Source organism: Pseudomonas sp. CMR5c (genome assembly GCF_003850545.1).
Lineage (GTDB): Bacteria > Pseudomonadota > Gammaproteobacteria > Pseudomonadales > Pseudomonadaceae > Aquipseudomonas > Aquipseudomonas piscis.
Genome location: NZ_CP027705.1, coordinates 3,775,444 through 3,787,020, shown reverse-complemented (window position 1 = coordinate 3,787,020; position 11,577 = coordinate 3,775,444). Strand labels below are relative to the sequence as shown.

The window sequence follows — 11,577 nt, the reverse complement described above, 5'->3', positions numbered from 1 at the left end:
GGGCTTGATCGGGATCAAGGTCGCGGCGCATGGGACGTTTTAACGTGAAGCTCCTTTCCCCCGGCATCGGGAGTTCCCATGGCCAAGCCCTTTCCCCTTTCCCCCAAGCATCCCGAGCGCATCTGCTGGGGCTGCGACCGTTACTGCGCCGCCAATGCCTTGTCGTGTGGCAACGGCTCGGATCGCACCATGCATCCTTCCGAAATGCTCGGTGAAGACTGGTATCTGCATGGCGACTGGGGTTTCGACATCCCGGCCAGCGCCGAACCAGCCCCGCCGGAGCGCGATACCCACTGAACCGGAAAGGGCCGGAGACGGCGGATCGAATATTTTTTACCCGGGTATATTGATTGAGTTTTTATTACCCGGGTATTATTCGGCTTCATCTTCATGAGACCGTTGCCATGTCCGACATCCTCACCAAACCTGTCACCGCCTTCCAGGCCCAGCGCTTGCTGGCCCGTGGCCCGTTGCTGGAAGTGGCCCTGGCGGTGCGCGACGCGTCCCGGGATCCGGCTTGCGCCAGCCTGCTGGTATTCGACGATGCTACGGGGCGGGTCGTCGACCTCGATCTGCGGGGCAGCGAGGCCGAATTGACGCAACGCCTGGCGCAGGCCCCTGCGCCGGGTCGCGGGCGTTACCGTTCGGCCGCGGCTGCCGAGACCGAGGTGGAGGTTGCGGCCGATTCGCCCCGTGGCCGTGGGCGGCCCAAGCTGGGGGTGATCGCCCGCGAGGTGACCTTGCTGCCACGCCAGTGGGACTGGCTGGCCAGCCAGCCCGGTGGTGCCTCGGCGGTGCTGCGGCGGCTGGTGGACGAGGCCCGGCGCAATCCCGATGCGGCGCAGCAACGACGCATGGCGCAAGAGGCTGCCTATCAGTTCATGCTGGCGCTGGCCGGGGATTTGCCCGGCTACGAAGAAGCCACCCGCGCATTGTTCGCCGGTGATCTCGAGGGCCTGGGCCAGCAACTGCAAGGTTGGCCCGAAGACATCCGCGAACATGCCCTGCGCCTGGCCACTGGGGCCCGGTTCGCTGGGGCAGGGCAGTGATGGCCCGGCCGGGTGCCGGCCTGCAGCGCGCATCGGTCAATGGCATCGAACTGGCCTGGGACAGTCATGGCGACGAGACCGCCGAGGCGATCCTGCTGATCGCCGGCCTGGGTACCCAGATGGTGCGCTGGACCTCGGACTTTTGCCGGGCCTTGGCTGCCCGTGGGTTCCGGGTGATTCGCTTCGACAATCGCGATGTTGGCGCTTCGACGCACCTGGTCGAGGCCGATGTTCCGGATCTTGCGGCACTGCTGGCCGGTCGGCCGCCGGCGCTGCCCTACAGCCTGCAAGACATGGCCGCCGATGCCCTGGGGCTGCTGGATCACCTGGGCATCGAGCGAGCCCATGTGGTGGGGCGTTCCATGGGCGGAGTGATCGCCCAGGTCCTGGCCTGCGAGTATCCGCAGCGGGTGCGTTCGTTGACTTCGATCATGGCCAGCAGCGGCAACCCGGCCTTGCCGCCGCCCGCACCGCAGGTCATGGCCTTGCTGACGGCACCGGCGGCAGACCCGGCGCTCGACCTGGAGGGCCATGTTGCCCAGCGCCTGGCCCTGGCCCGCTGCATCGCCGGCAGTGCCCGGGCATTCGACGAAGCGGCCCAGCGCGAGCTGGTGCTGGAGGAACTGCGCCGGGGCTGGAACCCCGCAGGTTTCATGCGCCAGCTGGCGGCCCTGGCCTGTGCCGGGGATCGCCGGGCTCGGCTGGCCAGCATCCAGGCGCCGACCCTGGTGGTCCATGGCAGCGACGACCCGCTGGTGCCCGCAGCCTGTGGCGAGGACACCGCGCGTTCGATCCCCGGTGCCGAGTGGTTGCTGATTCCCGGCATGGGCCATGACCTGCCACCGGCCTGTCAGCCCCAGGTGCTGGCGGCCATCGAGCGTACGGCGCGCCAGCGCTAGGGATGGCAGGTTGTGTGGCGCCTTGGCGCTCTTTTATATTCGCGGCTGGCCCGTCCCCAAGCCCAGCACAAGGTGCACCACCAATGAACCTCACCACCCTGGTTTTGTTCCTGCCTGCCTGTTTTGCGCTGAACATGGCGCCCGGCCCCAACAACCTGCTTTCGGTTAAGAACGCCACCACCTTTGGTTTTCGGGTTTCGTGCCTGGCCGGGGTGGGGCGCTTGCTGGCTTTCATGCTGATGATCGGCCTGGCCTCGGTGGGGCTGGCGGCGGTGCTGCAGGCCTCGGAGCTGCTGTTCCATGGGATCAAGATTCTTGGCGCTGGCTACCTGCTGTACCTGGCATATCGGCTGTGGACGGCCGATACCCGCGTCGCGGTAGAAGGCCGGGACGCTGCAGGCGGACTGTTGGCCCTGGCACGACAGGAGTTTTTGATCGCCATCGGCAATCCCAAGGCGATCCTGGTCTTCAGCGCATTCCTGCCGCAGTTCGTCGATCCCAAAGCGCCGGTGGCCGGGCAGTTCCTAATGCTTGGGGGCTTGTTCCTGGTGCTGGAGTGCGTGGCCATCGCCGCCTATGCCGGCATGGGCCTGCACATGCGCCGCTGGTTCGGCCAACCCGCCGGGCGCCGCGTGTTCAACCGTGGTTGCGCGGTCTTGCTTTCGGGGGCGGCGTCATTGTTGCTGCTGGCGCGGCGAGCCTGAGGCCAGCCCCTCTCCCAGACCCAGAGAGAGGCAGGAGCCTAGAGAGCTAGCTGATGACGAAGTAAGGGTCCCAGGCGCAATAGCCGAGGATACTGTCGTCGCCCACGATCATGAACGACCAGTTGTACCTCAGGTTGCTGCAGGCCCTGGCGGCACGGGCGCTCCAGTAGTAGGCCGTGATCTTCTGCGGGAACGGCTGCTCGCAGTAGCTGCTCGGAGGGTTGCTGTTGTTGATGATGGGCATCGGGGTGTTCGGCGAGACATTGGCGGTTATTTGATCCAGGTAGACATTGCTGTCCGTGGTGGGATCGGGATAGGTCTGGGTGTATTGGTAGAGGATTGCCGAGTACTTCATGTCCTTGGTCAGGGTGGTGGTGCGCCAGTGGACGTAATCATCCTGGTTCAGGTCCACCGAGAGCTCGGCGGTGCCTTCACTGTTGCTGCCGCCGCTGACGTAGTTGCGGGTGGTGTACATGCAGACGACCTGGTCGGAAACCCGCGTAGACGAATTGGGCATGTAAAAATTGTATAGCTGAGTCGGTCGGTCGGGGTGTGGGCTCAGGCCATTTTTGAATACGCCCTGATCGTTGCACTGCAAGATGGTGAGGACATCGATGACGATCATGATGTCCACGACTTTTTCGTTTTCGTGGTTCATATCCAGCTCCCTGCTAGCAGATTGGACGCCCGGTTGTCCAGGCGCATGGGTAATCACCTTTCCGGGGTGCGACCACCGAGCATCGGGTCTCTGGCCCGGTATGCCGACAGCGGGCTGGATGCACTTCCATGAAGTCGCGAGTGGAATCTAGATCGCCGGTATCCAGAGTCAAATCAGCGGGCGGGAAAAACGGCGATGCTGGACGAGCGGTATCACTTCGCCAGCCTGCAGTGCCTCGTCACGGAGCGGGTCCTGTGCTGGATCCAGCATCGCGCACAGCCGCGCGTCGGCGGTTTATCATGCGCTGTCGTCGACCCCGAGCCCGGGTCGGCGGCCTTTCCCTCTCGCCCAGCCCGGAGGCGCCCGCCATGCCCGATTCCTCTGTCATGCCCATCCCCGAATTTCCCGTGTGCCACGCCCGTGGCGGTACCTCCACCGGGCTGATCCTGGCCCGGGAAGACTTGCCCGAGGACGAGGCCCTGGTGGAGGAGCTGCTGCGCCACCTGATGGGCGTACCCCTGGCTGGCGAGTGGCCGGGCAATAGCCAGATCACCGGTCTGGGCCGGGGTGGCCCCACCAGCAACAAGGTGTTTATCGTCGAGCGTCGCCCCGGCCAGACGCGGATGATCAGCACCCTGGCGCAGTTGGCGGCGGGCAAGAGCGCCATCGACTGGAGCGTCAACTGCGGCAACATGTCGGCAGCCCTGCCGCTGTACGCCTGGCAGCGCGGCTGGCTGTCGCCGGAAGTCGATGATGGGCAGATCGAGATCTACAACAGCAACACCCAGACCACCCTGCGCGCGCGCCTGGGCTTCCACGCCGGCCGCTTGCTCAGCGACACGCGGATCCCCGGGGTCAATGGCCAGTTCCCCGGGGTCGATCTATTCCTCGATGACCCGGTAGGCGCCAAGACCGGGGCGCTGTTTCCCACCGGGCAGCGCGTCGACCTGCTCCACGGCGTCCCGGCCACCTGCATCGATGTGGCGGTGCCCATGGTCATTGTGCGGGCCACGGACCTGGGCAAGAGCGGGCAGGAAACCCCGGCGCAGCTGGACGCCGACCCGCTGTTCAAGGAGCGCCTGCTGGGGCTGATGGTCGAGGGCGGCCTGCGCATGGGCCTGCGCCGGCGCGACGGTGGCTTGCTGACGGCCGAGGAACTGCGGCGCAGCGAAACCATTCCCAAGATCTGCATCGTCAGCCCGGCCCGCGAAGGCGGTGATATCGCCACCCGCTACTTCACCCCGCAGAACGCCCATCCGTCCCTGGCGGTATCCGGTGGCTGTTGCCTGGCGGCGGCCTGCCTGGCCGAGGGCACCGTGGCCCAGCAACTGCTGGCCCAGCCCCGGCAATTGAGCGCGACCCGAAGCGAGTATCCGCTGGCCATCGAAAACCCCGCCGGCATCCTCGAGACCCTGATCAGCGCCCGCGTGCATGGCGGCGAGCTGTCGATCGATGGCGCTGCCTACCGGCGCAGCGCACAGATCCTGCTGCAAGGCCGTACCCCGCTGTACAACGCCTCCCCGGAACTGGCCCAGGCGCTTCTGTAGTGGGTTATACGGTCGATCGCTGAAGGCCCTGCGGGCCTTGTCGCAGCTTCGCGGGCTCAGCAGCGGCTACAGGTTTGGTGTAGCCGCTGCCGCAGGCTGCGCACGGGCGCGCAGCGGCCGTCAGGACTCGGGCAGGAAGGGTGGCACTCGCTGTTGCAGCAGCTGGATCAGTTGCGGGTCCATGAACTCGTAGTCATCGGGAATGTTCAGGCACACCACCTGTTGCTTGTGCAGGTGCTGCTTGAAGCGCTTGCGCAGTTTTTCCCGGTGCCGGGTTTCCATCACCAGGATCAGCCCGGCCCATTGCACCAGCTCCGGGCCCAGGGGCACCTGGGCATCGTGGTTGAGCCCGGCGGACGCGGTGACGATCCCCGGCCAATCGGCGAATACCTGTTCGGCGGTGGGGCTGCGCAGCTTGTTCTGGCTGCAGACGAACAACACATTGAGCATTCTGCCGGGTTCCCTGGCTGATGGTGCCGCCGTGATGGCGGGCGAGGGCCGAGAGTTTTCGCGGCTTCGGCCCGCTTGTCCAGCGCTGGTGCGCTCGGTCAGGCCGATTTGCTGGCAGGCTGCGGCCCCGGGCAAACTGTCGCGTCTTTCCAGCCGGGACCTGTCGCTTTCATGTCCGCATCCTTGTTCACTTCCCCGCACCTGGGCCTGGCCCTGCGCCGCTGGCGCCTGCTGCACCGGGTCAAGCAACAGCACGCCGCCGAGCTGTTCGGGGTGGCGCAGTCGAGCATTTCCCGCTGGGAAAACGGCCAGCAAGCCATGGAGCCCAGCGAGCGCGCCAAGCTCGAGCAACTGCTGGCGGCCAACCTCAGCGCCGCCGCCGACCAGGCCCTGGCCCGGTTGGTGAACGACAGCCCGCGGGCGGTGCACCTGGTCTGCGACCTGACCCACCGCCTGCTGGCCTGCTCGGCCACTCGCGCCGGGGAGTTCGGGGTGCCCTTGAGCGAGTTGCTGGGGCAATCCTTGTGGGGCTTTTGCACCGAGGAAATCGTGCGCAAGGAGAGGGCCCTCGACGATCTTGGCTGGCGTGAAGTGCTGGCGCCCCCGGCGCTGGAGTTCTTCAGTGGCCACAACGATTCGGCCATCGTGCCCATCGCGGCCAGCCAGTGCCGCTGGACCCGCCTGAACCTGTCCGACGGCAACGCGGTGCGGCTGGTGGAAACCCTCTGACTCCAGCCTGCTCCGGCGCCACGGATATTTTATCCGTGGTCGGTTACACACATCGTGGTTAGGCTGGGCTGTCATTTCATCCAGGTTTAGCCATGAACGATCAACTCCTCGGCGGTCGCCTCGAATTCCTGCGCCAGGCGGAGCGCCTCAAGGACGTACTGCGCAGTGCCCACACCTCCAGCGGTCGCCAGGAAAGCACCGCCGAGCACAGCTGGCGCCTGTGCCTGATGGCCTTGCTGCTGGAAGACCAGCTGGGCGAGCTGGACCTTTTGCAAGTGCTCAAGCTGTGCATCGTCCACGACCTGGGCGAAGCCATCCATGGCGACATCCCGGCGGTGCAGCAGGCGGCCCACCCGGACAAGGGCCAGCAGGAGCGCGAAGACCTGCAGACCCTCGCCAGTTGCCTCGATGCCCCGGCCCGCCAGCGCCTGCTGGCCTTGTGGGACGAATACGAGAATGCCAGTTCGGCCGAGGCCCGGGCGGTCAAGGCCCTGGACAAACTGGAGACCCTGGTGCAGCACAATCAGGGGCGCAACCCAGCGGATTTCGATTACCGCTTCAACCTCGACTACGGCCGCCGCTACACTAGCGCCACGCCGCTGTTCCGAGCCTTGCGCGAGCAGATCGACCACGACACGCGGCGCCACATCGACGCGGCCGGCTGAGCGCCGGTCCCTTGCAGAGAGTATCCGCAGCCCATGAACCCGATCCTGCGCGCTGAACGTCCCGGCGATATCCCGGCCATCGAACAGCTGACCCGCGAAGCCTTTCGCGATGCGCCTCACTCCAGCCATACCGAGCAGTACATCGTCAACGCCCTGCGCAGTGCCGGAGCGCTGACCCTGTCCCTGGTGGCCGAGGAGGGCGCTGCACTGCTCGGCCATGGATCGATCTCCCCGGTGGTCTTCAGCGGTGGCGAGCCCGGCTGGTTCGGCCTGGCGCCGGTCTCGGTAGTGCCGGAGCGCCAGGGCCAGGGGATCGGCTCACGCTTGATCCGCCAGTTGCTGGCGCAGTTGCAGGAGCAGGGCGCCGCCGGCTGCGTGGTGCTGGGCGACCCGGCCTACTACGCGCGTTTCGGCTTCAAGGCCGGGCAAGGACCGGTATTGCCCGGGGTGCCCCCTGAGTACTTCCAGGCGCTGGCGTTCCAGGGCCGCTGCCCGGAGGGTGAGGTGCGCTTTCATCCGGGTTTCGAGGCCCAGGGCTAGGGGCGCGGGGTTCAGAACAGCTCCTGCAAGGTGCGCTCCACGGCCGGGTTCGAGGCGGGCGCGGTACTCTCCAGCGTCGGTGCGTTCTCGCTCTTGAACAGCTCCATGGCCGTGTGCGCGGCGTCCGCGGGCGCGGCCGTGCCATCTCCCAGGTGGATGCGCCGGGTGACGATGCCCGGCGGTTCGGGCTGCGAGTAGGGGGCTTTGCCCGCCAGCGCCTGGCCCATGTAGTCCATCCAGATCGGCAGGGCGATGGTCACCCCCCATTCCCGGCGGCCCAGGCTTTGCGGCTGGTCGAAACCGGCCCAGACACTGGTCACGTAGTCGCCGTTGTAGCCGGTGAACCAGGAGTCCTTGGCGTCGTTGGTGGTGCCGGTCTTGCCGGCGATGTCCGGTCGCCCCATGGCAGCGGCAGCGCGCCCGGTGCCGCGCTTGATCACGTCCTGGAGCATGCTGGTCAGCAGGTAGGTGGTGCGGCCGTCCACCACCTGTTCGGCCACGGCGGCTGGCGCCGGATTGCGCGGGCTGGGGGCGCAGCTCGGGTTGGCGGCGAAGAGCAGCTGGCCGTTGCGGTCCTCGATGCGCTCGATGAGGTAGGGCGTGACCCGGTAGCCGCCGTTGGCGAACACGCTCCAGGCCGCGACCACCTCCATGGGCGTCACCGAGGCCGTGCCCAGGGCCAGGGACAGGTTGCGCGGCAGATCGTCGGCGGCGAACCCGAAGCGCCGGATGTAGTCGAGGGTCGGGTCGATGCCCATGGCCTGCACCAGGCGGATCGCGATCATGTTCCGCGAGCGATACAGCGCCTCGCGCAAGCGGATCGGGCCGAGGAAGGTGCGGTTCTCGTTGCGTGGGCGCCAGGCCGGGCCGGCGTAGTCGCTGCCCAGCACGATGGGCGCGTCGTTGACGATGCTCGCCGGGGTAAAACCGTTGTCCAGCGCTGCGGCGTAGATGAAGGGCTTGAAGCTCGAACCCGGCTGGCGCTTGGCTTGCAGCACCCGGTTGAAGTGGCTCTGCTGGAAGTCGAAGCCGCCCACCAGCGCGCGGATCGCGCCATCTTCCGCTGCCACCGACACCAGCGCACCCTGGGCCTTGGGCACCTGGCTGAAGGCCAGTGGCTGTGCATCTTGTTGTTCGACGCGGATCACATCGCCCACCTTGATCAGGTCGGCCGGTCGCGCCGGGGCGCGGCCCAATGCGTTGTGGCTGATGAAGGGCCGGGCCCAGGCCATGGTCGACCAGGGCACGGCGTGTTCCCGGCCACTGCCATCGACGATCACCAGGCTCTGGTCCAGGACCTGGGTCACCGCCACCGCCTTCAGGCCGCCCAGGGTCGGGTAGGCCTGCAGCGCTTGTGGCCAGTCCGGCCGCGGCGTGCCACGCAGCTGGGCTTCGGGGCCGCGATAGCCGTGGCGCCGGTCATACACCTTCAAGCCCTTTTGCAGCGCGCTGTTGGCCGCCGCCTGCAATGGCGCGGTGACCGTCGTCACCACCTGCAGCCCACGGGTGTAGGCCTGTTCGCCGAAACGCTCGACCATCTGCGCCCGGGCCATCTCCGCCACGTAGGGCGCGTCCACCTCGGGTTCCGGTGCGTGGTAGCGGGCCGTGAGCGGCTCGGCCAGGGCTGCCTGGTAGCGCGCGGCATCGATGCTGCCCAGCTCGTGCATGCGCCCCAGGATCCAGTCCCGGCGCTGCTTGGCCCGGGTCGGGTTGTTGATCGGGTTGAAGCGCGACGGCGCCTTGGGCAGGCCGGCGATCATCGCCGTCTGGGCCAGGGTCAGTTGCGCCACCGGCTTGCCGTAGTAGACCTGCGCGGCAGCGGCGATGCCGTAGGCGCGCTTGCCCAGGTAGATCTTGTTGACGTACAGGTTGAAGATCTCGTCCTTGGACAGGCTGCGTTCGATCTGCAAGGCCAGCAGGATCTCGGTCAGCTTGCGCGAGAAGGTCCGCTCCTGGCTGAGGAAGAAGTTCTTCGCCACCTGCATGGTGATGGTGCTGCCCCCGGAACGCACATGCCCGCTCCTGGCCAGCTCCAGGGCCGCGCGCAACAACCCCGAGGGATCGACGCCGGCGTGCTGGCGGAAGTTGCCATCCTCGGCGGCCATGAAGGCCGCGAGGAAGTCATCGGGAATATCGGCGTTGGCGATGGGAATCCGGCGGATCTCGCCGAATTCGGCAATCAGCTTGCCCTCGTGGCTGAGGATCTGCAGCGGCTCTTGCAACTGCACGTCCTTGAGCGTCGCCACATCGGGCAGTTGCGGTTGCAGGTACAGGTAGGTGCCGCTGGCGCCGAGCACCAGCAGGCTGGCGATGGCCAGGGCACACCAGCCCAGGTTCTTCAGTAGTCGCATCAAAGGTTCCTCGACTGCGGTTGGCGATGGGCCCGGCATGGGCCTCAAAGGGTTGCACTGGCGGCGCGCCGTGGTTCGCCGAGCGCCGCCTGCTCCCCGGCGGCCGGCACGGCGTACTCGGCCTTGAGCCGGCCGCTGTCATCCAAGAGCCAGGCGTCCATCACCTGGCGCACCACCGGACCTGCCACCCGGGCGCCGGCCTCGCCGTTCTCGATCATCACGGCGACCACGATGGCCGGGCGCTGGGCCGGGGCGAAGCCGACGAACAAGGCGTTGTCGCGGTGGCGTTCATGGGTCTTGGCGCGGTTGTAGCGTTCGCCCTGCTTGATCGCCACCACCTGGGCGGTGCCGCTCTTGCCGGCGATCCGGTACTGCGCGCCACGGGCCGCCCGGCGCCCGACCCCGCGCGGGTGGTGCATGACCATCTGCATGCCCTGGATCACCTGGTCCCAGGTCTGCGGGTCCTTGAGGCGGATGTCCGGCAGCGGCTGTGGGTCGACCAGGGCCTGGCCGCCGACCGACAGCGCCAGGTGCGGCCGGTGCCAGATACCTCGACTGGCGATCAGGCTGGTGGCCTGGGCCAGTTGCAGCGGGGTGACCTGCATGTAGCCCTGGCCGATCCCCAGGATCAGGGTCTCCCCGGGGTACCAGTCCTGGCGGTGGGTCGCGCGTTTCCACTCAGGGATGGCATCAGCCCGGGCGACTCCTCGAACATGTCGATGGACACCCGCTGCCCCAGGCCGAACTCGCTGAGGTAGTCGTGCAGCCGGCGGATGCCCAGCTTGTGCGCCAGGTCGTAGAAGTAGGTGTCATTGGACCGCATGATCGCGTCGTACATGTCCACCCAGCCATCGCCGCCGCGATTCCAGTTGCGGTACTTGTGCCGGTAGTTGGGCAGTTCGTAGTAGCCGCGATCGAACACCCGCTGGCTCGGGGTGGTCACGCCGCTGTCGAGCCCCGCGACCACCACCATGGGCTTGATGGTCGAGCCGGGCGGGTAGAGCCCGCGCAGCACCCGGTTGAACAGCGGCATGTCGGCGGAGTCGCGCAGGGCGGCATAGGCCCCGGCACCGATGCCCTTGACGAAGGGGTTGGGGTCGAAGCTCGGGCGGCTGACCATGGCCAGCACCTGGCCGGTGTCCGGGTCCAGGGCCACCACCGCGCCCCGGCGCTCGCCAAGGGCCGCTTCGGCGGCGCCCTGCAAGCGCACGTCCAGGCTCAGCACGATGTCCTGGCCGGGCACCGGCGGCTGGCGGCGCAGCACCCGCATGACCCGGCCCTGGGCGTTGGTCTCCACCTCTTCGTAACCCATGCGGCCATGCAGCGCCTCTTCATAGAAACGCTCGATGCCGGTCTTGCCGATCAACTGGCTGCGCAGGTACTTGGCCGGGTCGAGACGCGAGTATTCCTGTTCGTTGATCCGCCCGACATAACCCACCGAGTGGGCGAAATGTTCCCCCAAGGGATAGACCCGCGAGAATTGCGCCTGGACGTCCAGCCCCGGCAGGTGGAACTGGTTCACCGCGATCAGGGCGATTTGCCGCTCGCTCAGGTCCGGCAGCAGCATCAGCGGCTCGAAGGCCCGCCCACGGCGTTGCAGCAGCTTGGCGATCCGCGCCTGTTGCCCGGCGTCCAGGCCGAGGATCCGGCTCAGGCGGGCGATGACCGTTGCTACGTCGCCGGCCCGCTCGCGGGTGAGGAACAGGTTGAAGGTCGGCACGTTGCCCGCCAGCAGCACCTTGTTGCGGTCATACACCAGGCCCCGGGGCGGCGGGATCGGGCGCAGGTGGATGCGGTTCTTCTCGGACACCGCCACCTGGTAGTCGTGTTGCGTCACCTGCAGGACATACAGCCGGCCCACCAGCGCGCAGGTTAGGACGATCACCAGCACGGCGCTGGCGATGATGCGGCGGTTGACGATCCGCTGGTTGCCGGCCTGATCGTGGAAGGGGGTGTGCTCTGGCATTGAAGACTCTTGGGGCTGG

At 67.2% G+C, this 11,577-nt stretch carries 11 protein-coding genes and 1 pseudogene; 8 read left to right on the top strand and 4 right to left on the bottom strand.

What is annotated here, in order from left to right; genetic code table 11:
* Nucleotides 1-78: 78 nt before the first annotated feature.
* From C4K40_RS17365 to C4K40_RS17350, 4 genes are all read left to right on the top strand, one after another.
* Entirely contained in the window at nt 79-297 is a 219-nt protein-coding gene (locus C4K40_RS17365) for a DUF3079 domain-containing protein (protein WP_022644042.1), read from the top strand.
* 107 nt (nt 298-404) lie between these two features.
* Complete coding sequence (locus C4K40_RS17360; protein WP_053130576.1) at nt 405-1,049, top strand: DUF2239 family protein; 645 nt, start codon at nt 405-407, stop codon at nt 1,047-1,049.
* A complete protein-coding gene (locus C4K40_RS17355; protein ID WP_053130574.1) occupies nt 1,049-1,948 on the top strand; it encodes an alpha/beta fold hydrolase in 900 nt (299 codons plus the stop codon). The genes C4K40_RS17360 and C4K40_RS17355 overlap by 1 nt, the downstream gene beginning before the upstream one ends.
* Nucleotides 1,949-2,031: 83 nt before the next feature.
* On the top strand, nt 2,032-2,652 hold the full coding sequence (locus tag C4K40_RS17350) for a LysE family translocator (protein WP_053130571.1): 621 nt from the start codon (nt 2,032-2,034) through the stop codon (nt 2,650-2,652).
* Nucleotides 2,653-2,698: 46 nt separating this feature from the next.
* On the opposite strand, the gene C4K40_RS17345 is transcribed toward C4K40_RS17350, so the two are convergent.
* Nucleotides 2,699-3,277, bottom strand: coding sequence for an AidA/PixA family protein (locus C4K40_RS17345; protein ID WP_256223936.1), 579 nt, complete (start codon nt 3,275-3,277; stop codon nt 2,699-2,701).
* A 401-nt stretch (nt 3,278-3,678) separates the two neighbouring features.
* Here C4K40_RS17345 and C4K40_RS17340 point away from each other — a divergent pair, with 401 nt between their 5' ends.
* Nucleotides 3,679-4,857, top strand: coding sequence for a PrpF domain-containing protein (locus C4K40_RS17340; RefSeq protein WP_053130566.1), 1,179 nt, complete (start codon nt 3,679-3,681; stop codon nt 4,855-4,857).
* A gap of 120 nt (nt 4,858-4,977) precedes the next feature.
* On the opposite strand, the gene C4K40_RS17335 is transcribed toward C4K40_RS17340, so the two are convergent.
* Nucleotides 4,978-5,307, bottom strand: a complete 330-nt coding sequence (locus C4K40_RS17335; protein ID WP_022639876.1) for a low molecular weight protein tyrosine phosphatase family protein — start codon at nt 5,305-5,307, stop codon at nt 4,978-4,980.
* A gap of 171 nt (nt 5,308-5,478) precedes the next feature.
* On the opposite strand from C4K40_RS17335, the gene C4K40_RS17330 reads away from it, so the two are divergent.
* From C4K40_RS17330 to C4K40_RS17320, 3 genes are all read left to right on the top strand, one after another.
* On the top strand, nt 5,479-6,036 hold the full coding sequence (locus C4K40_RS17330; RefSeq protein WP_053130558.1) for a helix-turn-helix transcriptional regulator: 558 nt from the start codon (nt 5,479-5,481) through the stop codon (nt 6,034-6,036).
* A 92-nt stretch (nt 6,037-6,128) separates the two neighbouring features.
* Entirely contained in the window at nt 6,129-6,701 is a 573-nt protein-coding gene (locus C4K40_RS17325) for an HD domain-containing protein (protein WP_022639878.1), read from the top strand.
* Nucleotides 6,702-6,734: 33 nt separating this feature from the next.
* The gene (locus C4K40_RS17320; RefSeq protein ID WP_053130555.1) at nt 6,735-7,241 is read left to right on the top strand and encodes a GNAT family N-acetyltransferase; all 507 of its coding nucleotides are present in this window, start codon (nt 6,735-6,737) and stop codon (nt 7,239-7,241) included.
* Nucleotides 7,242-7,252: 11 nt separating this feature from the next.
* Here C4K40_RS17320 and C4K40_RS17315 read toward each other — a convergent pair whose 3' ends face one another.
* Both C4K40_RS17315 and mrdA read right to left on the bottom strand, forming a co-directional pair.
* Nucleotides 7,253-9,595, bottom strand: a complete 2,343-nt coding sequence (locus C4K40_RS17315; RefSeq protein WP_053130551.1) for a penicillin-binding protein 1A — start codon at nt 9,593-9,595, stop codon at nt 7,253-7,255.
* A gap of 41 nt (nt 9,596-9,636) precedes the next feature.
* Nucleotides 9,637-11,558 (bottom strand): annotated as a pseudogene (gene mrdA, locus C4K40_RS17310) (penicillin-binding protein 2).
* Nucleotides 11,559-11,577 lie beyond the last annotated feature (19 nt).